Consider the following 24062-nt stretch of genomic DNA (forward strand, 5'->3'; position numbering starts at 1 on the left):
AAGTAAGGAGCCTAGCGATGCACAAAGCACCATCCCTGAATATGGCTCAGCGTCTATTGCTGGCTTCGCAGAGCATGGCGCCCCTGGCGCTGAAGAGCGCCTTGGCGCAGCGGCTCGGTCCCGAGCAGACAGCGTTGCTGGCGCCCTACATGCCGGCCGAGCAATTGCGCGAGTTGATCCTCAACCTGCCGGTACCCTTCATCGCCCGTTCCGTCACCTATCTTGATCCTCAGGCGATTCTCGAAACCTACCTCAGCCTGCCGGACGAACTGCACCTGGAGGTGGCGCGCCAGCTCTGTGCCGATGGTGCTTTCGCCACCGCCGCCCGCTATGCCGAGTGCCTGTCGCCGCGCCAGGTCAAGATACTGATCTATGGCATCAACGATGCCGAGCACATCCTGCAGATCGCCCGTTACATCGTCGATATCGGGCTCATCGTGCAGAGCCTGCGCACCTTCTCCACCCAGTACCTGTGCCGCCTGACCGAAGCGGCCTGGGCCGACGACAACCTGGCGATATCCGCACTGGTGCTTGGCGGTCTACCGTTGGCGCGCCAGGCAGACATCTGCGACCACCTTCCAGCTCAGGTGCGCGAGCCTCTGCTGCCACTGCTGTTGGCCGCCAATCCGGAGCTGCACGAGCGCTTGCCCGAGCACCTGCAGCAGCAGGCCTGAGCGGCCAGGCTCACTTGGCGAACAACTGGCCGATGTCCTTGAATGCCTTGAACTCCAGGGCATTGCCGCAAGGGTCGAGAAGGAACATGGTGGCCTGTTCGCCAACCTGCCCCTGGAAACGCACATAAGGCTCGATGACGAACTGGGTGCCGTGGCTACGCAGGCGTTCGGCCAACGCCTGCCATTCGTTCCAGCCGAGTACCACGCCGAAATGCGGTACCGGCACGTCGTGGCCGTCCACCGGGTTGCTCGCCGCCGCCTCCTGATAGGCCATCTTCGGCGCCTCGTGGATCACCAACTGGTGACCGAAGAAATCGAAGTCCACCCAATGCTCGCTGCTGCGGCCTTCGGCGCAGCCGAACAGCTCGCCGTAGAAGTGCCGCGCGGCGGCCAGATCAAAGACAGGAATCGCCAGGTGAAAGGGAGCAAGGGCCATCACGGATTACCTCTGTTGGATTTTCGCTCCAGCCTACCAACAGCAAAATCGATCTAAAGCGAATATTCTTGCTCGCAAGCTCAACTATTTTCGATCAATTGAGGATTCGATGCTGCGCGAGCTGAAAACCTTCATCACCGTCGCCCGCCTGGGCACCTTCGCCGCCGCCGGCCAGCATGTGGGACTCACGCAATCGGCGGTCAGTGCGCAGATGCGCGTGCTCGAGCAGCAGCTCGGTGTGCGCCTGTTCGATCGCAGCGGCCGCGCCGCCGTGCTCAATGCAGCCGGGCGCCACGCCTTGCCGCTGGCCGAACAGATGCTCGCGCTGTATGCGCAGATGGCGCTGCCGCAGGCGGCCGATCAGTGGCAGGGCGAGCTGCGCGTTGGCGCCATTGCCACCCTGCAGACCGGCTTGCTGGCCGAGGCGCTGCCGCGTTTTCGCCAACTGGCGCCGCAGGTGGAGCTGAAGCTGGTACCGGGCGTGTCGCTGCAGCTATTCAGCCAGCTGGATGCCGGCGAGCTGGATCTGGCGCTGCTGATCAAGCCGCCGTTCCCGTTGCCCAAGGAGCTGCTGGAAGTGCCGCTGGCGCGTGAGCCCTTCGTGCTGATCGCGCCGTTGCAGGTGGTAGGGGATGACCCGCTGCAACTGCTCGCCGAGCAGCCCTTCGTGCGTTATGACCGCACCTCCTTCGGCGGACGTCAGGTCACGCGTTTTCTCCGTGAGCAGCGCCTGAACGTGCGCGAGGCCCTGGAGCTGGACGAACTGGAGGCCATCGTGCGTCTGGTGGAGAACGGCATGGGCGTGGCCCTGGTGCCGCGCGCCGGCCTGTGGCCGCAACGGCCGACGCAGGTGCGGGTGATCGAGCTGGGTGCGCTGAGTTTCCACCGCGAACTGGTGGCCCTGGTGCGCCGGGCGCAGCGCCAGCCCGCACTGGACTGTCTGCTGAGCTGTCTTGAGTCGACAAATTGAAAATGCTTCTCAATAAAAATAAGATGCGGCTTTCCTCTCGCCCAAGACCAGGGATGCACGATTGTCGGACTTGGATATCAAAGGCCTGTTCCAGAAGCACGCCAAGGCCTTGCACAGCTTCCTGCTGAGCAAGAGCCGTGACCCGCACCTGGCCGCCGACCTCACTCAGGAAAGCTTCCTGCGCCTGGCTGAGCAGCGCACTGGCGAGCGCATCGACAACTCCTCTGCCTACCTCTTCCGTACGGCCAGCAACCTGCTGATCGATCATCAGCGCCAGCAGATCCGGCGCAAGACCGACCTGCTCGGCGAGGACGTGCTGCACGAAGTCGAGGCGGCTGGCAGCTCGCTGGACGACATAGCCGCCGCGCGCCAGAACCTCGAGCGCCTGCAACGCGCCATCGCCGAGCTGCCGCCACGCACCCAGGCCATCTTCCGCCTCAACCGCATCGACGGCCTGACCCACGCCCAGGTGGCGCAGGCCCTGGGGATTTCCGACAGCTCGGTGCAAAAGCACCTGGCCCGTGCCCTGGCGCATGTAATGGCGCGCCTGGACGACGAGCGGGCATGAAGGGGCATTACGGTAAGATCCGCCGTCGCGCGTCATTATCTGAAAGGGGCATGCGCCGCCCAGCCCGCAACGACCCATAACGAGAACCGAGAGTGAGCCTGATTAGCCAAGAAGCGCAGCAGCGCAGCGTTCGCGAGGTGGCCGCCGAGTGGGCGGTGTTGCTTGCCGATGCCCCGCTCGACGACGACCAGCAGCGGGCGCTGCAGCAATGGCTGCAGGCCGATGTTCGGCATGCCGAAGCGCTGGCGCTGGCTCAGCGTACCTGGGCCGCTCTGGGCCGCTTGCCAACCGGCAGCGTCGCGCCACGACGGGCCGCGCCTGTCGCCCCTGTTGCCGCACCTCGGGCGCGTCGGCCTGCCCGCTTGCGCCGCTGGGGTGCGGCTGCGTGCCTGGCGCTGCTACTCGGTGGGCTGGGCCTGAGTCAGGGCGAGCGCCTGCTGCTACCTTTGCTGGCCGATCAGCGCACCGCCGTTGGCGAGGTGCGCAGCCTGACCCTGGAAGATGGCAGCGAAGTGACTCTGGACAGCGCCAGTGCCATCCGCCTGGATTACTCCAGCGACCAGCGCCGGGTCGAGCTGCTCGCTGGTGCGGCGATCTTCCAGGTGGCGCCGCAGGCCGAGCGGCCCTTCGTTGTCGCGGCGGCTGGCGGCAGCGTTCAGGCCCTGGGTACCCGCTTTCTGGTGCAGCGTGAAGCGGATGGAACGCAGGTGGGCGTGCTCGAACATGCGGTGCAGGTGAGCGCGGCGGGCGAGCAGCGGCGCCTGGAAGAGGGGCACAGTCTGCTTTATGACGCCCAGGGCCTGCATGAGATGACGCTCGACCTGCCGCGCGCCACCAGTTGGCAACGCGGGTTGCTGATCTTCGACCGCCAGCCGCTGGGGCAGGTGGTCGAACAGCTCAACCGTTATCGGCCGGGTTACATCTTCGTCGCTGATGACGCGCTGGCACGGCGCGAGGTCAGTGGGGTGTTCCACCTCGACAGGCTGGATGCCGCCTTGGACACCCTGACTCGTGAGATGCACTTGCGGCGTAGCGAGTTGCTGGGGGGCAGTCTGCTTTACTGAGCCGGGCCAGCCTGCTTGAAAACGGCGAGGAGGGTTGGTTGTTAGCAGGTTTGCGAGTTAATACCGGGCTGGCGATACGGTGGGTTGTTCTGGTGTCTGTTCCGAATTGCCGCGTTTTTGCTGGTGTTTCTGGTTTCGCCCTCCCGGGCGAGTCACTTTGCGGGCAAAGTAACCAAAACCTTCCGCCCGATCATCCGGCCCTCGCTGCGCGAGGGTTCGCTCACTCCATCGCCGTTCCAGAGGCCCGCCGCGAAGGGCCATCCCTGGCCCATCGCGGCTCTCGCGGCATCCATGCCGCTCAACCTCTTCCACGACGATTCCGTTCGCCCTCCTGGGCGGGCTCTGCACGCGCCTGAACCCGAGGTAACCCAGAATTGGCGTGGAGTGCTTGAACATCGGTCAGCCGTAGGGCGGACTCAGGAGCGCCAGCGAACAGTCCGCCGGGCCATGCCGAGTTCGGCACCACAACCTACGCCCAATACGCCCCCATCAACGGCGTACTGCTTCGCGAGTACGCCCTACGCGAATGAAAGCTTTGGTTTAACCCGACGGCCACGTCGTGGTTCCACTGCTACCAGAACATGCCGGGCATGCCCGGAGCAGTGCCGGAGTGAGGGAAGTCGAGCGAAGCATGACGGGGACGCCTAGTTCCGGATGGCGGGGGTGCGTTTCTTTTGCTTACTTTTCTTTGCGCTGGGCGGCAATCCGATTTCAAAGAAAAGTGAAGCGCCCGAGGGGGCGAAACCCGGAATATCTGAAAACACCCAAAGCGGCGTCCAAAACACTCAACGAACCAACACACAAACTCGCCAGCCCGGTATCAACCAAGCATTTCCCCTCACCAAAAACGAACCACCAAAAAAATTCCAGATTGCCTTACTGACTTTCCATCCATCGCGCGTCTTTGTTGTTAGTGATTTTCATTACCAAAAAAAATGGAGTCAGTCGTGAGTCATAGTCGTCGCGTAGTACCCCCCACCCGGCGCCGGGGCGGTTCGTTGCCTTTGCTGGGCGGTGTCGCGTTGGGGGTTGCCATGGCCATGCACGGTCTTGCCAATGCCGCCGAGCCAGCAGCCGAGGCGGCCAGCACCCAGCGCCAATTGGTGACCTTCGATATCGCAGCCCAGCCGCTGGATCGCGCCGCCCTGGCCTTCGCCGAACAGGCCAGGGTGCAGGTTTTCTTCGACAGCGCGCGCCTGCAGGACTTGGCCAGCACGCCGCTGAAAGGGCGTTATTCGCTGGATGAGGGCCTGCGCCGCCTGCTCGGCACTGCGCCGGTGGACTACCGCTTCGACGGCTCGCAGCAGGTCACCCTGACCCGCCGGGGTGTGGGCGACGAACAGGCGCTGCAACTGCAGCCCACCCAGGTGCAGAGCCAGTTGCTCAGCGAACGCCAGGAAACCTACCTCAAACCACGCTCGGTAGCGGTGATCGATCGCGAGCAGATCGACCGGCGCCCGCCACGACATGCCGCCGACATGCTGGAGGAAACCTCCGGCGTGTACACCGCCGTCAATCAGCGTGACCCCGGCCTGTCAGTGAACATCCGCGGCGTGCAGGACTATGGTCGGGTCAACATGAACGTCGACGGCATGCGCCAGAACTTCAGCGTCAACGGCCACCAGCAGCGCAACGGGGTGATGTTCGTCGACCCCGAATTCATCTCCAGCGTGGAGATCGACAAGGGCACCAGCGCCGGCATGGGCGGCGCCGGAGTGCTGGGCGGCATCGCCTCGTTCAACACGGTCGAGGCGCACGAGTTGCTCGGCGAGGGCAAGGAATACGGCGGGCGCATCCGTGCCGGGCATGGCATTGGCGAGCTGGGCAATGGCACCTACTTCAACGGCAGCGCCCTGTTCGCCTTCGGCAACGAGATCGGCGACGTGCTAGTGGGCGTCAGCGAGCGCCACTTCGGCGATTACCGGGCTGGCACCCATGACAAGGACAACCTCGGCACGCAGATCCGCCTGCGCAACCAGTACCCCGCTGCCTGGGAGAACTGGCTGGAGTCCGAGGTGGGCGACACCGGGAGTGTGACCCGCTCGCAGTTGTTCAAACTGGGGCTCAATCTACCGCAGGATCAGCGGCTACAACTGAGCTACATCGAGCTCGATACCGATAGCAAGGATGCCTGGACCTGGCTTTCCGCCGACGGGCAACGCTATGAATACCAACGCTCCGGTAGCAGTGATGTGATTGCCCGCAATACAGCGTTGGATTACAGCTACAACCCCGATGATGAGCGGATCGATTTCAAGGCCAAGCTCTACTATGTCAGCACCCGCCAGGATCGCTGGAATGCCGGCAGCAAGGCGAGCCCGAGCAGCGGCAACTGGTACCCGGACTACACCGACAAGTACCGAACCGACACCTGGGGCCTGCAACTACAGAACACCTCGCGCTTCTATCTCGGCGACGCGCACCAGTTCGCCGTGACCTATGGCAGCGAACTGTTCCGCGACAGCTTCAAGCCCTCGACCACCCGCACGCCCTCGACCAACGAAACGGCCTATCCCTATATCAAAGGCGCCACGCCAGAGGGCGAGCGCACCATGGCCAGCCTGTTCGGGCAGATGATCTATGACTACGACGGCTGGCTGACCTTCGATGCCGGGTTGCGCTACGACCGCTATCGCCTAGAGGGTGATACGGGCCTTACGGTGTGGATGCTGCCCGAGGGCCAGTTCACCGCCAGCAACAATGTCGAGCGCCCGCTGGTATTCGATGTGGAGCGAGAGGAGGGGCGCTTCTCGCCGACGCTGGGTATTGCGATCAAGCCGGGCGTGGACTGGCTGCAGCTCTACACGCGCTGGGGCAAGGGTTGGCGTCCGCCAGCGGTGACCGAGGCCTTCATGTCAGGCCGCCCCCATGGCGGTGGCAACGAGATGGTCTATCCCAACCCCTTCCTCGAGGCGGAGCGTTCGCACAACTGGGAGATCGGTTTCAACGTCTTCAAGGAATCCTGGCTGCGTGACGGCGACCGCCTGGGCATCAAGGTGGCTTACTTCGATACGCGCATCGACAACTTTTCTTTCATGGACGTCAACGTCAGCGTGCCGGGCAACACGGTCAGCGGCACCGGGCTCGGCCGCTCGGCCTACCAGAACAACCTGGAGCAGACGCGCTTTCGTGGCGTGGAATACAACCTCGATTACGACGCCGGGGACTACTACGCGCAGCTCAGCTATACGCACATGATCGGCAGCAACGACTTCTGCTCGAAAGAGTTCTACATGGGCGGTGCTGAGGAGCGCGTGCAGGTGGGAACGGTGCCCGGTTTCATCCAGGTCGGGCCGATCCGTATTCCGGTGCAACGTCCTCTCTACGAAGCGCGCCCCGATGACGAGCTGAACGACCTGGTCACCTGTGGCCAGATCATGGGTAGTGCTTCCTATATGCCGGCCGACCGCGGCTCGCTGACCCTGGGCATGCGTTTTCTCGATAACAGCCTGGATGTCGGCGCGCGCCTGCGTTACAGCGAAGGCAATGGCGAGAACCTCAACACCTGGGGCTTCACCCAGATCGACCAGGCGCTCTGGCCGCAGTACGAGGTCTACGACCTCTACGCCAGCTACTGGATGACCCGCAGTCTGAACCTGGCGCTGTCGATGGAGAACGTCACCGACCAGGCCTACTTCGTCGCCATGGGCGATGCCAACAACCTGTCCCTGGCCCGTGGCCGCACCCTCACCGGGATGCTCGAGTACCGCTTCTGAACGGCCCCGGCCAGGGGGCCGGGGCAAGGCTTTGCCCATAGCGGGCAAAGGCGATGGTGCCCCAGGCACCGCCGTCCATCACTCCATGCAAGAGGATTTGTCATGAGCGTTTCCGTTACCTATGACCCGATTTTCGGCAGCTCCACCATCGACGACTACCTGGCCTTCTGGACCAGCGGTTTCGCCACTGCTGGCCATGGCCAGAGCAATACCGGTGGTTTCAGCAACGGCATGTTCAGCGGCGACCAGTACGCCACCCACGGTGCCAATGGCTCGGACTACGCCTTCATCGCCGACAGCGATACCAGCAATGGCCTGCACTACGTGTTCAACCCGCTGCTGCCGGCCAGCAGCAACCAGAATCACTACCTCTATGGGGAACTGGACAATGTCTCCCTGGGCGAGGTGCTCGGCGGTGGTTCGGGCAGCGACTTCACCCTGAGCAACTATGTGGTCACCTTCAGCGGCCTGGATCTGTCCGCTGCCTTGGGTGCAGGCCGTGCCGGCAACGAGGTGCACGAAACCATCTATGGCCTGATGCAGGGCAATACCGCGCCGCTGGAGTCGGTGTTGGACGATCTGTTCGCCGCCTATGGCGTGTCCACCGACGACAGCTTTGACGTGGTCGCCGCCGCCCTGGCTGCCGGCCCGCTGAGCAGCAGCTCGGCTGATGTGGTCGGGGTGCCGGAGCTGGCCGACGACCTGGCCCTGGCGGCCTGATCGAGCGGTGATGAAAAAGGCGGCGGGGAGATCGCTCTCCCGGCCGCCGGCAACGACCGCCGTGGTGCTGGCCTGAACAACTCGCGCCACGGTGGCCGAAGGAATTCTCGACACTCGCTGCCCGCTGCGTCAATCGCGGCAGGCGGCGTTTCAGGGGTGCTACGGCATGCAACCTGGCAATGAAATCCTCGCCGCGCTGGCCACCTGCCGGCGCGGCTTTGTCAGCGTCGGCGCGTTCAGCGCGGTGATCAACCTGCTGATGCTGGCCCCGGCGCTGTACATGCTGCAGGTCTACGACCGTGTACTGGCCTCCGGCAACCACATGACTCTGGCCATGCTGACGCTGATGGTGCTCGGTCTGTACGCCTTCATGGGCCTGCTGGAATGGGTGCGCAGCCTGGTGGTCATCCGCCTCGGCGCGCAGATCGACCAGCGCCTGGGTGAGCGCGTCTACGACGCCACCTTCGATGCCAGCCTGCGCCTCGGTCGTGGCAGCAGCGCGCAGCCGCTCAACGACCTGACCAGCCTGCGCCAGTTCGCCACCGGCAACGCCCTGTTCGCCCTGTTCGACGCGCCCTGGTTCCCGCTCTACCTGGCGGTGCTGTTCCTCTTCCACCCCTGGCTCGGCTGGTTGGCGCTGGGCGGCGCGGTGCTGCTGCTGGCGCTGACCTGGGGCAACCAGTGGCTGACCCGCGCGCCGCTGGCCGAAGCCGGGCAACTGGCGATTCAGGCGACCCAGGCCGCCAGTGCCCACCTGCGCAACGCTGAAGCCAGCGAGGCCATGGGCATGCTGGCGCGCCTGCGTCAGCGCTGGCAGGCCGAGCATGCTCGCTTCCTGCACCTGCAGAACTGCGCCAGCGAGCAGGGCGCGGGCTTCAGCGCGGCGTCCAAGGCCGTGCGCCTGGCCTTGCAGTCGCTGATGCTCGGCCTCGGTGCGCTGCTGGCGGTGGACGGGCAGATCACTCCCGGCATGATGATCGCCGGCTCCATCCTCGCCGGGCGCGTGCTCGGCCCGCTGGATCAACTGATCAATGCCTGGAAGCAGTGGAGCGGCGCGCAGCAGGCCTACCAGCGCCTGCGCGATCTGCTGCGGGCGCAGCCGCAACGCTCCCGTGGCATGCGCCTGCCGATGCCGCGTGGCGCCTTGTGCGTGGAGCAGTTGTCGGCCTGCGCGCCGGGCTCGCGCACGCCAGTGCTGGCCGGGGTCAGCTTCGCCCTGCAGCCGGGCCAGCGTCTGGTGGTGCTGGGCCCGTCCGGTTGCGGCAAGTCCAGCCTGGCGCGCCTGCTGGTGGCGGCGCAGGCACCGCTGGCCGGCAAGGTGCGCCTGGATGGTGCCGACCTGCAGCAATGGCACAAGGACGCGCTCGGCCCGCATCTGGGCTACCTGCCGCAGGACGTGCAATTGTTCGCCGGCAGCATCGCCGAGAACATCGCCCGCTTTGCCGAAGTGGAGGCGGACAAGGTGGTCGCCGCGGCGCAGATGGCCGGTGTGCACGAGCTGATCCTGCGCCTGCCGCAGGGCTACGACACCCGCCTGGGCGAGGGCGGCGCCGGGCTCTCCGGTGGGCAGAGGCAGCGCATCGGCCTGGCCCGCGCGGTCTATGGCCTGCCGGCGCTGATCGTGCTCGACGAGCCTGACGCCAACCTCGACGAGGCGGGGGAGCAGGCGCTGCTGGCGGCGTTAGACCGTTTGCGCGAGCAGGGCCGCACCCTGGTGCTGGTCAGCCATCGCCCGGCGCTGCTCAAGGGTGCCGATCAACTGCTGGTGCTGCGTGGCGGGCAGATGCAGGCCTTCGGCCCGGCCAGCCGAGTGCTGCAGGATCTGCAGCAGGCCGCGCGGCCAGCGGCGCAGAGCGCGCCGGTGCGGCGTGTCGCGCCGACCCTGAGCATGAGCTATGGCGCCGCCCCGGGGGGCCAGCAATGAACGCTCCGGCCCCGACTCAGACGTTGCACCTCGTCGATGCGCGGGCGCCGACGCGGCTCGGCTGGTGGCTGTTGCTGGTCGGCTTCGGCGGTTTTCTCGCCTGGGCCGCGTTGGCGCCGCTGGACAAGGGCGTGCCGGTGAGCGGCACGGTGATGGTCAGCGGCAACCGCCAGGCATTGCAGCATCCCACGGGCGGCACGGTGCGGCGCATCCTGGCCCGCGATGGCGACGCGGTGCAGGCCGGCCAGCCCTTGCTGGAGCTGGACGATCAGGCCCTGCGCGCCCAGGCCGAAGCCTTGCGTGCGCAACTGATCGGCAGCCGCGCCAGCGCCGCGCGCCTGGCCGCCGAACGCGATGCCGTCGAGCACATCGACTTCAACCCCTGGCTGCTGGCGCGTGTGGACGATCCGCTGGTACTCGCCAGCCTGGAACTGCAGCGCCAGTTGCTCGCCAGCCGCCGTCAGGCCCTGGCCCTGGAACTCGACGGCCTGGCGCAGAACCTGGCCGGTAGCGAGGCGCAACTGGGCGGGCTGCGAGCGCTGCGCGGCAGCAAGCAAGCCCAGCTGCGCGTGCTCGACGAGCAACTGCTGGGCCTGCGCGAGTTGGCGGCCGAGCAGTACATCCCGCGCAATCGCCTGCTCGATGCCGAACGTCAGCGTGCCGAGCTGAGCGGCCTGCTGGCCGAAGACGCCGGGCGCATCGGCCAGTTGCTGCGGCAGATCGCCGAACTGCGCCTGCGCGCCGATCAGCGCCGCGCGCAATTCCAGGAACAGGTGCGCAGCCAGTTGGCCGAGACGCAGATCCGTAGCGAGGAACTGCAGCATCGCCTCGCCGGGGTCGAGATCGAGTTGCAGCGTACCCTGCTGCGGGCGCCGGCCAGCGGCCTGGTGGTCGGCCTCAGCGTGTTCACCGAGGGCGGTGTGGTAGCGCCCGGTCAGGCGCTGATGGAGATCGTCCCGCAGGATCAACCGCTGCTGGTCGAGGGGCGTTTACCCCCGGCGCTGGTGGACAAGGTGCACCCCGGCTTGCCGGTGGAGTTGCTGTTCACCGCCTTCGAGCAGCGCACCACGCCGCGGGTCGCAGGCACCCTGGAGCTGGTGTCCGCCGACCGCCTGCAGGACGAACGCACAGGCGAGCCGTACTACGCCATCCGCATTCGCGTCGATGAAGCCGCCATGCAGCCACTGGCCGGCCTGCGCATCCGCCCTGGCATGCCGGTGGAGGCCTTTATCCGCAGTGGCGAGCGCTCATTACTCAACTACCTGTTCAAGCCGTTGCTCGACCGTACCCACCTGGCCCTGGCGGAAGACTGACGATGCGCGCGCTCTGTTTCGCCCTGCTTCTCTGCCTGGCACCGCCAGCGGGTGCGCTCGGCCTGCTCGATGCCTATGCTCTGGCGTTGCGCAACGATCCGACCTTTCAGGCCGCCATCGCCGAGCGTGATGCGGGGCTGGAGAGCGAGAACATCGGACGTGCCGGGCTCTTGCCACGGCTGTCGTGGAGCTACAGCAACCAGCGCAATGATTCCGAAGTGACGGCGGGCGAGCGTCGCGTCGACCGCGACTACCGCAGCTACGCCTCGGTGCTCAGCCTGCAGCAACCCTTGTTCGATTACGCCGCCTGGGCCGACTACCGCCAGGGCGTGGCACGTGCGCTGCTGGCCGACGAGCGCTTTCGCGCGCGCAGCCAGGAACTGGCAGTACGTTTGTTCGAGGCCTACAGCCAGGCGCTGCTGAACGGCGAGCGCATCATCCTGGCGCGTGCTCAGCGGCGCGCCCTGGTCGAACGCCTGCAGCTCAACCGACGACTGCTGCAGGCCGGCGAAGGCACGCGCACCGACGAACTGGAAACCGAAGCACGCCTGGCCCTGGCCGAGGCCGAGCTGATCCAGGCGCGGGACGACCTGGATGTTGCCCTGCGCGCGCTGCAGGCCATAGTCGGCGAGCCGTTGGCGCACAGCGACTTGCAACCCTTGCGCGCCGACTTCCCCGTGCAGCCGCCACAGCCCGCGCATTTCGAGGCCTGGCGCGACCTGGCCGTGGCCACCAACGCCGAACTGGCCGCGCAGCGCCGCGCCGTTGAGGTGGCGGCCCAGGGCATCGAGAAGCAGCGCGCCGGCCATCTGCCGACCCTGAGCCTGGTGGCCAGCAGCCGCCTGACCAACTCCGATTCGGAGAGCAGCTATAACCAGCGCTATGACACCGACAGCATCGGCATTCAGCTCAGCCTGCCGTTGTTCGCCGGTGGCGGGGTGAGCGCGGCCACCCGCCAGGCCACAGCGGCTCACATGCAGGCCGGCTTCGAGCTGGATGCGCAGACTGCCGAGGTGCTCACCCGTCTGCGTCAGCAGTTCAACCTGTGCAACAGCGCCGCTGCGCGGGTGCGCGCCTATCGCCTGGCCGTGAGCGCGGCTGAAACCCTGGTGCAGGCGACGCGCAAGAGCGTGGCCGGTGGCGAGCGGGTCAACCTCGACGTGCTCGACGCCGAGCAGCAATTGCATGGCGCCCGCCGCGACCTGGCCGAGGCGCGCCACGGCTACCTGCGCGCCTGGTTGCAGTTGCGCCAACTGGCCGGCCAGCTCGACGTTGCCGACCTGCAGCGCCTGGCCGGGTATTTCGTCGGCGCGGATTACTGAATGAAACCGACTGATTCGTCTTCCTAACAGAACCACCCAGGGGCTCCGTCATGACTGCACCTTCGCAACTCTCCCATCCACTGCGCTCGCAGCGTCTCAACGCCATCACCCACGAGCCACATAGCCGCCTCGACGCTCGGGTGAAGAGCCATGAGCCTTTCGCCAGTCGCGAGCGTTTCGCCCACTTCGTGGCGGCGCAGTACCTGTTCCAGCGTGATCTGCAGAATCTTTATCAGGATTCGCGCCTGGTCGCGCTGATCCCCGACCTGCCGCAGCGCTGCCGTGTGCAGCAGACCGTGCTGGATCTGGCCGATCTGCAACGCCCGTTGCCCGAGGGGGACGACAGCATCCGTGATCGGCAGATGGGCCTCGGCGAGGCGTTGGCCTGGCTGTTCGTCTCCGAGGGTTCCAAGCTCGGCGCGGCATTCCTGCTCAAGCGCATGCCGGCGCTGGGCCTGAGCGAAACCTTCGGCGCGCGCCACCTGGGCGAGCCGGCAGGTGGCCGCGCGCAGGGCTGGAAGGCCTTTACTGCCGTGCTCGACAGCGTCGAGCTGGATGCCGAGCAGGAACGCCTGGCCGAGGCGGCTGCCATCGCCGCTTTCGAGCGCTTCAGCCAGCACCTGGAGCGCTGCTTTGCCTGAGGCGAGCATGGTGCGTCCGGTCTGGCAACGTTGGCTGTGGTTGCTGCTGGCCTACCTGAGCATCGCCATGGCCATGCTCGGGTTGATATTGCCGGGCCTGCCCACCACCGAGTTCGTGCTGCTGGCGGCCTGGGCCGCCTCGCGCAGTTCACCGCGCCTGGCCGCCTGGCTGGAGCATCATCGGGTGTTCGGCCCGCTGTTGCGCGACTGGAAGAACGGCGGCCTGATCGCCCGACGCAGCAAATGGCTGGCCAGCCTGAGCATGCTGGTGGCGCTGGCGATCATGATTCTGACGGTGGATCACCGGCCCTCGGTGTTGTTCGCTGCGCTCGGCATGAGCTGCGGTGCGCTGTTCATCTGGACACGGCCGGAGAAACCCAGGGCCAGGTAGGGTGCGCTGTGCGCACCGAGGGTTGCGGATTACCATCCGGGGCGCTGGCGAGGGTGGGCTTGGTGCGCACGGCGCACCTTACGGGCAGTTGCATCACCCTCTGTTCGAGCGATGTTTGGCTTATGCTCTGTGCTCGATCGAACTGAAGGTATGACAGCGATGAACAAGGATATCGGCGAGATCAACGGCGCCTGCCATTGCGGCGGCGTGCGCTTTCACGTGACCTTGAGCGATGGCCTGCACAGTGCGCGGCGCTGCAACTGTTCCTACTGCCGGATGCGTGGGGCGGTGGCGGTCTCGGCCGAGCTGGCCGGCTTTAGCATCCTCCAGGGCGAGGATCTGCTGAGCACCTATAGCTTCAATACCCACAGCGCGCAGCACTTCTTCTGTTCACGCTGCGGCATCTACACCCACCACAAGCGCCGCTCCAATCCCCATCAATATGGCGTCAATGTCGCCTGTCTGGAGGGCATCAGCCCGTTCGACTTCGCTGAGGTGCCGGTCACCGACGGCATCGCCCATCCCAGTGACGACCCGACGGGAACGGGATCGAGGCAAGCCGGTGTGTTGCACTTTATCCCGTCGTGAGCCTGGTGCGCACGGCGCACCCTACGAGCGTGAATGCCCCAACGCACTCTACGCATAAAAATGCCGCGCGGCTTGGCAGCGGCGCGGCATCGCGTAGGGCGGACTCAGGAGCGAAGCGAACAGTCCGCCGGGCCATGCCGAGTTCGGCACCATGACGTCCCATTGGAACACCAGCGATCCTGTGGTGCGCACGGCGCACCCTACGGGGCGCCGACACATTCCATGCGTAAAAATGCCGCGCGGCTTGGCAGCAGCGCGGCATTGGGTACAGCGTCAGCGGCGATCAGAACGCCGGGACGACGGCGCCCTTGTACTTCTCTTCGATGAACTGCTTGACCTCGGCGCTGTGCAGGGCCTTGACCAGCTTCTGCACGGCGTCGCTGTCCTTGTTGTCGGCGCGGGTCACCAGGATGTTGACGTAGGGCGAGTCGCTGCCTTCGATGGCCAGGGCGTCCTGGGTCGGGTTCAGCTTGGCTTCCAGGGCGTAGTTGGTGTTGATCAGGGCCAGATCGACCTGGCTCAGCACGCGCGGCAGGGTGGCCGCTTCCAGTTCACGCACCTTGATCGCCTTGGGGTTTTCGACGATGTCCTTGGGCGTGGCGAGGATGCCAGCGTCCGGCTTGAGCTTGATCACCCCGGCCTTCTGCAGCAGCAACAGGGCGCGGCCACCGTTGGTGGCGTCGTTGGGGATGGCGACGATGGCGCCTTGCGGCAGCTCGTCGAGGCTCTTGATCTTGCTGGAGTAGGCGCCGAAGGGCTCGACATGCACGCCACCGACGCTGACCAGATCGGTCTTGCGGCTGGCGTTGAACTCGTCCAGGTATGGCTGGTGCTGGAAGAAGTTGGCGTCCAGGTTGCCCTGTTGCACTTGCAGGTTGGGTTGCACGTAGTCGGTGAACACGCGCACCTTCAGTTCCACGCCTTCTTTGGCCAGGGCCGGTTTGACGAATTCGAGGATCTCCGCGTGCGGCACCGGGGTGGCGGCGACGTTGAGGGTTTCGGCCTGGGCCGAGAAGGCGGCGAAGGCCGCCAGGGCAGTCAGCAGTTTCTTCATTTCAAGATTCCTTTTGCGAAGGTTGGCGCGGGTCTCGCGGGTAGCGAGTCGCCGCTTGTTGGGATTACTTGCGAGAAAAATGGATGACCAGGCGATCACCGACCATCTGCAGCACCTGCACCAGGATCAGCAGCAGCACCACGGTCACGGCCATCACATCCGGCTGGTAGCGCTGGTAACCGTAGCGCACGGCCAGGTCACCCAGGCCGCCGCCGCCGACCAGACCGCTCATGGCGGTGTAGCCCACCAGAGTAATCGCGGTGACGGTGGTGGCGGCGAGCAGGCCGGGCAGGGCCTCGGGCAGCAGCGCCCGGGTGATGATCTGCCAGGTGCTGGCACCCATGGCCTGGGTCGCCTCGATGATGCCGCGTTCCACCTCGCGCAGGGCGGTTTCCACCAGGCGCGCGAAGAACGGCGTGGCACCGACTACCAGTGGCGGGATGGCGCCAGCGACGCCCAGCGAGGTGCCGACCAGCACTTCGGTGACCGGCAGCATCAGAATCAGCAGGATGACGAAGGGCACCGAGCGCACGACATTCACCACCAGCGACAGCACGCCATAAAGGGCCTTCTGCTCGAACAGCTGGCGCGGGCCGGTGAGGAACAGCAGCACGCCGAGCGGCAGGCCGAGCAGCACGGTGAACAGCATCGAGCCGAGCAGCATGTTCAGGGTGTCGAGGCTGGCCTGCCAGATTTCCGGCCAGAACACGTTGGGCAGCAGTTGTTCGAGCATCAGCGCAGTACCTCCATATCCACCTCGGCGGCCTCGAAGCGCGCCAGGGCGGCTTCGATGTCGCCACCGGTCAGGGCCAGGGTGAGCTGGCCGTAGGGGCTGTCCTTGATGCGGTCGATGCGCCCAGCGAGGATGCTGTAGTCCACCCCGGTCTCACGGGCCACGGTGCCCAGTAGCGGGGCGTAGGTGGCTTCGCCGCGGAAGGTCAGGCGCAGGATGCGGCCTGCGACATGGGCGAAATCGTCGCGCTGCCCGGACTCGTCGATGTGCTCGGACTCCTGCACGAAACGCCGTGTGGTCACGTGCTGCGGGTGCAGGAACACCTCGGCCACCGGGCCTTCCTCGACGATGACACCGGCATCCATCACCGCCACGCGGTCGCAGACGCGGCGGATCACGTCCATCTCGTGAGTGATCAGCACGATGGTCAGGCCTAGCTCGCGGTTGATCTGGGCCAGTAGCTGCAACACGGCGGTGGTGGTCTGCGGGTCGAGGGCACTGGTGGCTTCGTCACACAGCAGAATCTTCGGTCGCGTACTCAGCGCGCGGGCGATGCCGACGCGCTGTTTCTGCCCGCCAGAGAGCTGGGCCGGGTATTTGTGGGCATGATCCTGCAAGCCGACGCGGGCCAGCAGCTCGGCGACGCGGCTGTCAATCTCGCCGCGGCTCAGCTCGCCAGCCAGGCGCAGCGGCATGGCGATATTGTCGGCGACGGTCTTCGACGACAGCAGGTTGAAGTGCTGGAAGATCATCCCGACCTCCTGGCGGAAGCGGCGCAGGCCTTTGCTGTCGAGGGCAGTGACGTCGACGCCATCGATCTCGATGCGCCCGCCGGAGGGTTCTTCCAGGCGGTTGATCAGGCGCAGCAGGGTGCTCTTGCCGGCGCCGGAGTGGCCGATGATGCCGAATACCTGGCCGCTGTCGATCTGCAGCGTGGTCGGCTGCAACGCCGGGGTCTCACGACCGGCGACGCGATAGACCTTGTGGACGGATTGAAACTGGATCACGCGAACGACCTTTTGGGTGTGTTCAGGGCCGGGTTCTGGGTTGCGAAGCGGCCGATCGGCGCCGGATGGGCGCAAAAGGGCGCTAGTTTACCCGGCGAGGTTTAGGCCGAGAAAATCTTTGTTGGCCTATGGTTATTTCAAAATGACATTAAGCCTGCTCAGACCAGCGCTTCATTGCTGGGCCTGCTCCAGCGTCTGGCGCACGTCGCTGCCCAGTGCCGGCGCGTCTGGCAGCAGGCTGCGTGCCTGGCCCAGGGCCCTGGCGGCGGCGTCCAGATCGCCGCGTTGCAGGGCCTCACGACCTTGCTGCATGTAGGCATCGGCCAGTTGCCGACGGTACTGCTGCAGGCGCTCGTCTGCGCCGGCGCGCGACTCGAGAGCGGCGAGCTGGTTGCGGGCCGTGTCCAGTTGCGCTTGCGCGATGCTCTGTTCGATCTGCTGGAACGCCGGGGCCAGGGCTTCGGTGGGCGCTTGCCCGCTCTGACAGGCGCTCAGCAGCAGCGCCAGGCCAAGTGCCAGGCTGCGAAAAACGAACGACTTCATGCGACTACGTCTCGTGTTGTGCAAAAAACGCGCAATCATACCCGGTTGCCCGTGCGATTTCATGCCGCTCGGCGGTGCGAGCTGCGCAAACCTGGGTGGCGAGGCTTCAGGCGTTGCGTCGGGGCAAGGCGAAGCTGGCGAGGAACAAGCCGGCGGCGCTGACCACGATGGACGGCCCGGCCGGGGTGTCCTGATACCAGGACAGCGCCAGGCCGCAGCACACTGCCAGAAGACCTAGCAGGCTGGCGCCCACGGCCATCTGCTCCGGTGTGCGCGCGTGGCGCTGGGCAGCGGCGGCGGGAATGATCAGCAAGGAGGTGATCAGCAGCACGCCGACGATCTTCATGGCCACGGCGATGACCACCGCGATCAGCAGCATCAGCGCCAGACGGATGGCCGCCACCGGCAGGCCCTCGACCCGCGCCAGTTCCTCGTGCACGGTAATCGCCAGCAACGGTCGCCACAGCCAGGCCAGCAGCGCCAGCACCAGCGCACTACCGCCCATGATCCAGGCCAGGTCGCCGGGACTGACGGCGAGCAGGTCGCCGAACAGGTAGCTCATCAGGTCGATGCGCACGTCGTGCATGAAGCTCAGCGCTACCAGGCCCAGCGACAGGGTGCTGTGGGCGAGGATGCCGAGCAGGGTGTCGGAGGCCAGCGGCTGGCGCTGTTGCAACGTCACCAGCAGCACGGCCAGCAGTACGCAGCCGACCGTCACGGTGAGGGTCGGGCTGACGTCGAGCAGCAGGCCCAGCGCAACGCCGAGCAGGGCGGCGTGGGACAGGGTGTCGCCAAAATAGGCCATGCGCCGCCAGACCACGAAGGAGCCGAGCGGGCCAGCCACCAGGGCCAGCGTCAGGCCGGCGAGCAGAGCATTGAGGAGAAAGTCAGGCATCAGTGTTTACAGTTCGGGCCGTGGACGTGGGCCGGGCCATGAATGGTCAGGCCGGGCTGAACCACGCCGCCATGCAGGTCGTGAGCGTGGTCGTGATGGTGGTGATAGACGGCCAGGCTCTTGGCGTCCTGGCCGAACAGCTCGATAAAGGCTGGGTCGCCACTGACCTGTTCCGGGTGGCCGGAACAGCACACGTGGCGGTTGAGGCAGACCACCTGGTCGGTGGCGCTCATCACCAGATGCAGGTCGTGCGAGACCATCAGCACGCCGCAGCCATAGCGCTCGCGCAGCCGCGAAATCAGCCGATACAGCTCGGCCTGACCGGCCACGTCAACGCCCTGCACCGGCTCGTCGAGCACCAGCAGTTGCGGCTCGCGCAGCAGGGCGCGGGCCAGCAGCACGCGCTGCATCTCGCCGCCGGAAATGCTCTGCAGCGGGCTGTCGATCACCTGCTCGGCGCCCACCTCGGCCAATGCCGCCAGCGCACGTTTGCGATCCACACCCGGCACCAGGCGCAAGAAGCGCAGTACCGACAGCGGCAGAGTAGCGTCGACATGCAGCTTCTGCGGCATGTAGCCGATGCGCAGGCGCGGAGCCCGGCGCACGCTGCCACGCTCGGGCTGCAGCAGGCCGAGCACCACGCGCACCAGGGTGGTCTTGCCGGCGCCGTTGGGGCCGATCAGGGTGACGATCTCGCCAGGGCGTACGCTCAGTTGCACATCGTCGAGCACCGTCTGGTCGTTGAAGCTGACCGCGACGCTCTCGAGCTGGATCAAGGCCTCGTTCATGCCTTGCCCTTGCAACCGGCGCACAGGCCGACCACTTCCACGGTCTGGCTTTCCACGGCAAAACCGACGCCGGCCGCGCCCTCGACGATGGCCTGGCTGATGGCCGGCTGCTCCAGCTCGGTGGCAGCATGGCAGACGCGGCAGATCAGGAACTGACCCTGGTGCGAGTGCTCCGGGTGGCTGCAGCCGACGAAGGCGTTGAGCGAGGCGATGCGGTGCACCAGGCCGTTTTCCAGGAGGAAATCCAGCGCACGGTAAACCGTGGGTGGCGCAGCGCGGCGGCCATCTTCGTCGCTCAGTACGCCGAGGATGTCGTACGCGCCGAGCGGTTTGTGGCTGGCCCACACCAGCTCCAGCACACGCTTGCGCAGAGCGGTCAGGCGCAGCCCTTGGCGCGCGCAGATGGCTTCGGCTTCGGCCAGCGCATGGCTGACGCAGCGGGAGTGATCGTGAGGGCGTGCAGCCAGGGGAGTGTCGGTCATGGGCAAGGACGGCGCTGGGAAGAGACGTTATTATGTTACCTGTTCAATCCCGCTTGAGTATGCCCCGTGTCGCGTCTTTTCTGTCTTATCGCCCTGTTTTTCGTCGCCAGCGCCCAGGCCGAGGTGCGTGTCCTGACCAGTATCAAACCGCTGCAACTGATCGCCGCAGCGGTGCAGGACGGCGTCAGCGAGCCTGAAGTGCTGCTGCCGCCCGGTGCCTCTCCACACCATTACGCGCTGCGCCCATCCGACGTGCGGCGGGTGCGTGACGCCGACCTGCTGTATTGGATCGGCCCGGATCTGGAAGCCTTCCTGCCGCGCGTGCTGGAAGGCCGCGACAAGCCGCAGGTGGCGGTGCAAGACCTGCCTGGCATGACCCTGCGCCGTTTCGGCGACAGCCATGACGAGCACGATCATGACCACGATGCGCACGAGCACGAGCACGGCAGCGATGACCTGGGCCATGATCACGACCATCGCCCCGGCAGCCTGGATGCCCACCTCTGGCTGCTACCGGCCAATGCGCGGGTGATCGCTGCGCGCATGGCGGCTGACCTGAGCAAGCTGGACGCCGCCAATGCGCAGCGTTACGCCGCCAACCTGCAGGCCTTCGAGCAGCGCCTGGACGCCCTCGACAAGCGTATTCGCCCGCAGATGCTGGCCCTTCAGGACAAACCTTACTTCGTCTTCCACGAGGCCTTCGATTACTTCGAGTTCGCCTATGGCCTCAAGCATGCCGGCGTATTCAGCGTGCTCACCGAAGTGCAGCCCGGCGCCCAGCACGTCGCCGCCATGCGCGAGCGCCTGCAGCAGGCCGGCCCGAGCTGCGTGTTCAGCGAACCGCCGCTGCGCCCGCGCCTGGCCGAAACCCTCACCGCCGGCCTGCCGGTCAAGCTGGCGGAACTCGATGCCCTGGGCGGCACCCTGCCGGTGGATGCCGAAGGCTACGAACACCTGCTGCAGAACCTGGCGAACGGCCTGAGCGAGTGCCTGGGCAGCCTGTAGGGTGAACACGCCTTATCGCTCCATCGGAGAAGCGCCTGCCGAGCCCTTTATGGTGGATGAAAAAAGCGTCATCCACCCTACGCTCTGGCAGCGATCCCGGATTGCATCTGGGTTACGGGCTGGCGAGGCTTTGTGGGAGGGGCTTCAGCCGCGACGAACCGAGCTACGAACTGTAACCACCCTCACGTTGCCGCTCGCCGGCGCAAACCACTAGGCTTGCGCTTTTGCCGCGAGCGCCTGCCATGCCATCCACCGCACCTCGCCCCTCCACCGCCACCCTGGTGCTGCTGGCCTCGCTGTACTGCGCTCAGGGCCTGCCTTCCGGGCTGATCGCCCACGCTCTGCCGGTGCTGTTGCGCCAGCACGGCGTCGATCTGGCGCTGATTGGCCTGCTCAAACTTCTGGCGCTGCCCTGGTTGCTCAAGGTGTTCTGGGCGCCCTGGATCGACCGCCTGGCATCGCAGCGCCTGGGTCATCACCGTGGCTGGATCCTGCCGCTACAAAGCGGGGTGATCGGTTGCGTCGCCGTGCTGGCGCTGCTGGTTCCGCAAACCCTGTTTGGCTCTGGCCTGTGGTGGCTGCTCGGCCTGTTGCTGCTGATCAATCTGCTGGCGTCGACCCAGGACATCGCCACCGACGGCCTCACCGTGCGCCTGCTGCCTGAACGCTGGCGCGGCCTGGGCAACAGCCTGCAGGTGGGCGGCTACAAGGTCGGCATGATCGTCAGCGGCAGCGGCCTGCTGCTGGTGATCGACCCGCTGGGTTGGAACCTGGCGCTCGGCCTGCTGGCTGGGCTGGTCCTGCTGATGACCGTGCCGATCTGGCTGTTCCCCGAGCGCCGCGTGCTGCCCTTCCAGCCGGCCCAGGCGGAAAGCGTCCTCGGCCCGCGTCTGCTGCTGAACCACTATCGTGGCCTGTTGGCGCAGCCCGGCATGCTGCTGTGGTTGGTGGTGGTGCTCACCTTCAAGCTCGGCGACTCGCTGGGCTCGCCGATGCTCAAGCCGATGCTGGTGGATCAGGGCTGGAGCACCGCAGCGCTCGGCCAACTGACCCTGATCAGCAGCCTGGCCGGCATCGGGGGCGCCTTGCTCGGCGGTTTGCTCTACGCCCGCATCGGCGTGCTGCGTGCGCTGATCCTGTTCGGCACCCTACAGGCCATCGGCATCGCGGCCCTGGCCTTGCTGGTGGGGCATGGCGGCAACACCGCGCTGGTCTACGCCGTGACCCTGTTCGAGCAGGTGGCCGACGGTATGTCCACCGTCGCCCTGTTCGCCGCCATGATGCGCATGTGCCGCCCGGAACACGAAGGCGCCGACTTCACCCTGCAGGCTTCGGCACAGGTGCTGTTGTCCGGCGTCGTCGGCGCCAGCAGCGGGGTGCTGGCCAAGGCGTTGGGGTATGAGGGGTTGTTCGTTGGGGCGGGGGTGTTGGGGATGTTGGTTTTGATGTTGTTGATTCCGCATGGCCGCAAGATGGTTCAACAAGCGCAGCACTAGTCTGCATGCATTCGGTCAGGGCCCCGCTTGAGCTTTGATATGACGAGATTCGCATAGTCGTGACCTGAGTTTGGGCCGCATGCCTTGCGTGAGATATGTTCGTATAGCGCTTTGAGATACGTCCTGACGGGCCTGCCTAGGCTAAACGGACAACTGATTCAACAAGGATGTTTCATGAATAACCGATTGATCCTCTCTCTTCTCCTGCTCGCCACCCTGGAAATTCGGCTGGCTCGCTACTGTCGCGGCACACCACTGACCGCGCTGCGCAAGCAGAGCTCGGCTGCATGTTGAAGATCAGGATCGGCGAACGCTGGGGCCGACTGACGTCCAGCGGCAGCGGCACATTCATGCTGGTACTGCTGATAATGACGGCGATAAGCATGAGTTTCTTGTGGCTGGCCTTTGAGCCAGCGCGTGACGCCGGTGGCTGCGTTACTCAGGCCGCTCGCGGCATGCGCGGAACGCGGGTCTGCGATCAGGGGAGCGTCAACAGGCATGTGCTGTTAAGCCTGATTATCGGCATCCTCTTTGGCTATCTCTCTTTGCGCATGCTCTGGCTCGCAGGTTGTGAATTTTTCAGGCCGCTGCCAAAGGAGCCGCTGAATGCCGTGCTGCAATTGCTGCTTAACCTTGAGTATGTGGAGGTTCTGAACAGAACCGAGCTGGTCGATGGCATCCAGCTCGATCTACTGCGGTTGGATCGCAACGGCACACCCAATGCGGCTTTCCGACTGCAACTACTTGGTCTACAGCAACACAGCTTCTACTGCAAGGACAGTCGCCCGCGCGACCTGTTACTGCTGCTGAAGACTGGTCGTCGGATGAGCTTTTCCCCAGCCACGCGCCTGGCCCACCCGCAGCATGCTCATATAGACGCGAGCATCTTTGGGTCAAGTTTCCTGGACGGTCAGCTCACGCTGAAGGCTGCCAGCCATCGGCTCGAACGTCTGAAGTTGCCGATTGGCAATGAGCAGGTGGATGCGTAGGCGCCATCAGGAGGCTGGCCAAGGCCTTGTGTTGACGTATGTTCGGCATGAAGCCACTCCTGAAGGAGCTCGGCTCTGGCCCTGATGCTTTCGCACCTCGGCAAATATCTCTATGACGGGCGCGTTACAGGTTGCGCTGGCGGAAGGCTCCACCGGAACTGGACTTCGCCACCTAGGCTGGGTTCTGTCCTTCGGCAGCTTTGTGCTCTCTAGCCATTACACCTCTCCGCGTAGGCGCCTCTCACGCTCTTCGCGCTGTCCGCGTCTTCTTGCTGGGCTGAAGGGTGGATCGCCAATGGTAATCATCGCTGGTATGCGGATGTGTTGTGCGGCAGGCAGTTTAGCGACCCTGTTCAAAACAGAATACACCGACTCCGCACTGCGTTTGGTGTTGATCTGCAGGTGAGGCTTTTCGCCGTATGGCACTTTCATTTTGATGATGTAGCTACGAACCCATGTGGTGCCGTATCGGCCCATATCTCGATAATGGTCACGAGTCACCAGTTCAGTGATCTCCCGGTAAGGAACGAAAATACTGGCATGGGCCGTCAGGTCTTGCGCATGGCCGATGGCCAGATGAAGCCCCTCAGCGTCGAAGTGGGCCTCGTAGGTGGTGTCGGGAAATATCCAGTTCGCGATTACCAACACAATGATCGGATATCCCCCTAAGGAAGGTCTGAAATAGGCCGCTATTTCTGGCCGACTTCGGCCGCTGCCGATTTTGAAAGAGTCCATCTGAGCAG

At 65.4% G+C, this 24062-nt stretch carries 25 protein-coding genes; 16 read left to right on the forward strand and 9 right to left on the reverse strand.

The annotated features are described in order from the left end of the window. Nucleotides 1–17 precede the first annotated feature (17 nt). Nucleotides 18–674, forward strand: a complete 657-nt coding sequence (locus tag ACSVIK_RS23045) for a hypothetical protein (protein WP_442446477.1) — start codon at nt 18–20, stop codon at nt 672–674. Nucleotides 675–684: 10 nt separating this feature from the next. On the opposite strand, the gene ACSVIK_RS23050 is transcribed toward ACSVIK_RS23045, so the two are convergent. Further along, nucleotides 685–1110: a VOC family protein gene (locus tag ACSVIK_RS23050; protein ID WP_442446478.1), complete on the reverse strand. Its 426-nt coding sequence runs from the start codon at nt 1108–1110 to the stop codon at nt 685–687. A 109-nt stretch (nt 1111–1219) separates the two neighbouring features. On the opposite strand from ACSVIK_RS23050, the gene ACSVIK_RS23055 reads away from it, so the two are divergent. The 12 genes from ACSVIK_RS23055 to ACSVIK_RS23110 all read left to right on the forward strand — a co-directional run bounded on the left by ACSVIK_RS23055 (nt 1220) and on the right by ACSVIK_RS23110 (nt 14327). Then, nucleotides 1220–2080, forward strand: a complete 861-nt coding sequence (locus ACSVIK_RS23055) for a LysR family transcriptional regulator (RefSeq protein ID WP_442446479.1) — start codon at nt 1220–1222, stop codon at nt 2078–2080. A 61-nt stretch (nt 2081–2141) separates the two neighbouring features. Then, a complete protein-coding gene (locus tag ACSVIK_RS23060; protein ID WP_442446480.1) occupies nt 2142–2648 on the forward strand; it encodes an RNA polymerase sigma factor in 507 nt (168 codons plus the stop codon). Nucleotides 2649–2746: 98 nt separating this feature from the next. Then, the gene (locus ACSVIK_RS23065) at nt 2747–3712 is read left to right on the forward strand and encodes a FecR family protein (RefSeq protein WP_442446500.1); all 966 of its coding nucleotides are present in this window, start codon (nt 2747–2749) and stop codon (nt 3710–3712) included. 663 nt (nt 3713–4375) lie between these two features. Continuing rightward, entirely contained in the window at nt 4376–4663 is a 288-nt protein-coding gene (locus tag ACSVIK_RS23070; RefSeq protein ID WP_442446481.1) for a hypothetical protein, read from the forward strand. An 83-nt stretch (nt 4664–4746) separates the two neighbouring features. Beyond that, nucleotides 4747–7428: a TonB-dependent hemoglobin/transferrin/lactoferrin family receptor gene (locus ACSVIK_RS23075; RefSeq protein ID WP_442446501.1), complete on the forward strand. Its 2682-nt coding sequence runs from the start codon at nt 4747–4749 to the stop codon at nt 7426–7428. A gap of 102 nt (nt 7429–7530) precedes the next feature. Further along, nucleotides 7531–8148 carry a heme acquisition protein HasA gene (locus ACSVIK_RS23080; protein WP_442446482.1) on the forward strand — a complete coding sequence of 206 codons (618 nt, stop codon included), beginning with the start codon at nt 7531–7533 and terminating at the stop codon, nt 8146–8148. A gap of 166 nt (nt 8149–8314) precedes the next feature. Further along, nucleotides 8315–10072: a type I secretion system permease/ATPase gene (locus ACSVIK_RS23085; protein WP_442446483.1), complete on the forward strand. Its 1758-nt coding sequence runs from the start codon at nt 8315–8317 to the stop codon at nt 10070–10072. Next, nucleotides 10069–11385 (forward strand): HlyD family type I secretion periplasmic adaptor subunit, encoded by a 1317-nt coding sequence (locus tag ACSVIK_RS23090; RefSeq protein ID WP_442446484.1) that lies wholly within the window; start codon nt 10069–10071, stop codon nt 11383–11385. Before ACSVIK_RS23085 ends, ACSVIK_RS23090 begins: the two co-directional genes overlap by 4 nt. Nucleotides 11386–11387: 2 nt before the next feature. Beyond that, on the forward strand, nt 11388–12707 hold the full coding sequence (locus tag ACSVIK_RS23095) for a TolC family outer membrane protein (RefSeq protein WP_442446485.1): 1320 nt from the start codon (nt 11388–11390) through the stop codon (nt 12705–12707). Between the two features lie 50 nt (nt 12708–12757). After that, nucleotides 12758–13348: a biliverdin-producing heme oxygenase gene (locus tag ACSVIK_RS23100; protein ID WP_442446486.1), complete on the forward strand. Its 591-nt coding sequence runs from the start codon at nt 12758–12760 to the stop codon at nt 13346–13348. A 7-nt stretch (nt 13349–13355) separates the two neighbouring features. After that, nucleotides 13356–13739 (forward strand): YbaN family protein, encoded by a 384-nt coding sequence (locus tag ACSVIK_RS23105; protein WP_442446487.1) that lies wholly within the window; start codon nt 13356–13358, stop codon nt 13737–13739. A gap of 159 nt (nt 13740–13898) precedes the next feature. Beyond that, a complete protein-coding gene (locus ACSVIK_RS23110) occupies nt 13899–14327 on the forward strand; it encodes a GFA family protein (protein WP_442446488.1) in 429 nt (142 codons plus the stop codon). 283 nt (nt 14328–14610) lie between these two features. Here the strand turns inward: ACSVIK_RS23110 and ACSVIK_RS23115 are convergent, their stop codons facing one another. The 7 genes from ACSVIK_RS23115 to zur all read right to left on the reverse strand — a co-directional run bounded on the left by ACSVIK_RS23115 (nt 14611) and on the right by zur (nt 19829). Further along, the gene (locus ACSVIK_RS23115) at nt 14611–15381 is read right to left on the reverse strand and encodes a MetQ/NlpA family ABC transporter substrate-binding protein (protein ID WP_442446489.1); all 771 of its coding nucleotides are present in this window, start codon (nt 15379–15381) and stop codon (nt 14611–14613) included. Between the two features lie 64 nt (nt 15382–15445). After that, nucleotides 15446–16114 (reverse strand): methionine ABC transporter permease, encoded by a 669-nt coding sequence (locus ACSVIK_RS23120; RefSeq protein WP_442446490.1) that lies wholly within the window; start codon nt 16112–16114, stop codon nt 15446–15448. Then, on the reverse strand, nt 16114–17121 hold the full coding sequence (locus ACSVIK_RS23125; RefSeq protein ID WP_442446491.1) for a methionine ABC transporter ATP-binding protein: 1008 nt from the start codon (nt 17119–17121) through the stop codon (nt 16114–16116). The genes ACSVIK_RS23120 and ACSVIK_RS23125 overlap by 1 nt, the downstream gene beginning before the upstream one ends. A 171-nt stretch (nt 17122–17292) precedes the next feature. Beyond that, nucleotides 17293–17664, reverse strand: coding sequence for a hypothetical protein (locus ACSVIK_RS23130; protein ID WP_442446492.1), 372 nt, complete (start codon nt 17662–17664; stop codon nt 17293–17295). 106 nt (nt 17665–17770) lie between these two features. After that, nucleotides 17771–18559: a zinc ABC transporter permease subunit ZnuB gene (gene znuB, locus ACSVIK_RS23135; protein WP_442446493.1), complete on the reverse strand. Its 789-nt coding sequence runs from the start codon at nt 18557–18559 to the stop codon at nt 17771–17773. Next, the gene (gene znuC, locus ACSVIK_RS23140; RefSeq protein WP_442446494.1) at nt 18559–19347 is read right to left on the reverse strand and encodes a zinc ABC transporter ATP-binding protein ZnuC; all 789 of its coding nucleotides are present in this window, start codon (nt 19345–19347) and stop codon (nt 18559–18561) included. Before znuC ends, znuB begins: the two co-directional genes overlap by 1 nt. Continuing rightward, complete coding sequence (gene zur, locus ACSVIK_RS23145; RefSeq protein WP_268179937.1) at nt 19344–19829, reverse strand: zinc uptake transcriptional repressor Zur; 486 nt, start codon at nt 19827–19829, stop codon at nt 19344–19346. Before zur ends, znuC begins: the two co-directional genes overlap by 4 nt. Nucleotides 19830–19895: 66 nt before the next feature. On the opposite strand from zur, the gene znuA reads away from it, so the two are divergent. The 3 genes from znuA (at nt 19896) to ACSVIK_RS23160 (ending at nt 23319) form a co-directional block, all read left to right on the forward strand. Beyond that, entirely contained in the window at nt 19896–20834 is a 939-nt protein-coding gene (znuA, locus tag ACSVIK_RS23150) for a zinc ABC transporter substrate-binding protein ZnuA (protein ID WP_442446495.1), read from the forward strand. Between the two features lie 242 nt (nt 20835–21076). Further along, the gene (locus ACSVIK_RS23155) at nt 21077–22330 is read left to right on the forward strand and encodes an MFS transporter (protein WP_442446496.1); all 1254 of its coding nucleotides are present in this window, start codon (nt 21077–21079) and stop codon (nt 22328–22330) included. 287 nt (nt 22331–22617) lie between these two features. After that, nucleotides 22618–23319: a hypothetical protein gene (locus tag ACSVIK_RS23160; RefSeq protein WP_442446497.1), complete on the forward strand. Its 702-nt coding sequence runs from the start codon at nt 22618–22620 to the stop codon at nt 23317–23319. 216 nt (nt 23320–23535) lie between these two features. Here ACSVIK_RS23160 and ACSVIK_RS23165 read toward each other — a convergent pair. Then, a partial coding sequence (locus tag ACSVIK_RS23165) for a hypothetical protein (RefSeq protein WP_442446498.1) occupies nt 23536–24062 on the reverse strand: 527 nt, incomplete at its 5' end.

Origin of the sequence: Pseudomonas sp. NCHU5216, assembly GCF_052156495.1 — a bacterium.
GTDB lineage: Bacteria > Pseudomonadota > Gammaproteobacteria > Pseudomonadales > Pseudomonadaceae > Aquipseudomonas.

Coding starts and splice junctions, on each gene's coding strand:
- ACSVIK_RS23045 (WP_442446477.1), top strand. CDS start 18: ATGCACAAAGCACCATCCCTGAATATGGCTCAGCGTCTATTGCTGGCT.
- ACSVIK_RS23050 (WP_442446478.1), bottom strand. CDS start 1,110: ATGGCCCTTGCTCCCTTTCACCTGGCGATTCCTGTCTTTGATCTGGCC.
- ACSVIK_RS23055 (WP_442446479.1), top strand. CDS start 1,220: ATGCTGCGCGAGCTGAAAACCTTCATCACCGTCGCCCGCCTGGGCACC.
- ACSVIK_RS23075 (WP_442446501.1), top strand. CDS start 4,747: ATGGCCATGCACGGTCTTGCCAATGCCGCCGAGCCAGCAGCCGAGGCG.
- ACSVIK_RS23080 (WP_442446482.1), top strand. CDS start 7,531: ATGAGCGTTTCCGTTACCTATGACCCGATTTTCGGCAGCTCCACCATC.
- ACSVIK_RS23085 (WP_442446483.1), top strand. CDS start 8,315: ATGCAACCTGGCAATGAAATCCTCGCCGCGCTGGCCACCTGCCGGCGC.
- ACSVIK_RS23090 (WP_442446484.1), top strand. CDS start 10,069: ATGAACGCTCCGGCCCCGACTCAGACGTTGCACCTCGTCGATGCGCGG.
- ACSVIK_RS23095 (WP_442446485.1), top strand. CDS start 11,388: ATGCGCGCGCTCTGTTTCGCCCTGCTTCTCTGCCTGGCACCGCCAGCG.
- ACSVIK_RS23100 (WP_442446486.1), top strand. CDS start 12,758: ATGACTGCACCTTCGCAACTCTCCCATCCACTGCGCTCGCAGCGTCTC.
- ACSVIK_RS23105 (WP_442446487.1), top strand. CDS start 13,356: ATGGTGCGTCCGGTCTGGCAACGTTGGCTGTGGTTGCTGCTGGCCTAC.
- ACSVIK_RS23110 (WP_442446488.1), top strand. CDS start 13,899: ATGAACAAGGATATCGGCGAGATCAACGGCGCCTGCCATTGCGGCGGC.
- ACSVIK_RS23115 (WP_442446489.1), bottom strand. CDS start 15,381: ATGAAGAAACTGCTGACTGCCCTGGCGGCCTTCGCCGCCTTCTCGGCC.
- ACSVIK_RS23120 (WP_442446490.1), bottom strand. CDS start 16,114: ATGCTCGAACAACTGCTGCCCAACGTGTTCTGGCCGGAAATCTGGCAG.
- ACSVIK_RS23130 (WP_442446492.1), bottom strand. CDS start 17,664: ATGAAGTCGTTCGTTTTTCGCAGCCTGGCACTTGGCCTGGCGCTGCTG.
- znuB (WP_442446493.1), bottom strand. CDS start 18,559: ATGCCTGACTTTCTCCTCAATGCTCTGCTCGCCGGCCTGACGCTGGCC.
- znuC (WP_442446494.1), bottom strand. CDS start 19,347: ATGAACGAGGCCTTGATCCAGCTCGAGAGCGTCGCGGTCAGCTTCAAC.
- zur (WP_268179937.1), bottom strand. CDS start 19,829: ATGACCGACACTCCCCTGGCTGCACGCCCTCACGATCACTCCCGCTGC.
- ACSVIK_RS23155 (WP_442446496.1), top strand. CDS start 21,077: ATGCCATCCACCGCACCTCGCCCCTCCACCGCCACCCTGGTGCTGCTG.
- ACSVIK_RS23160 (WP_442446497.1), top strand. CDS start 22,618: ATGTTGAAGATCAGGATCGGCGAACGCTGGGGCCGACTGACGTCCAGC.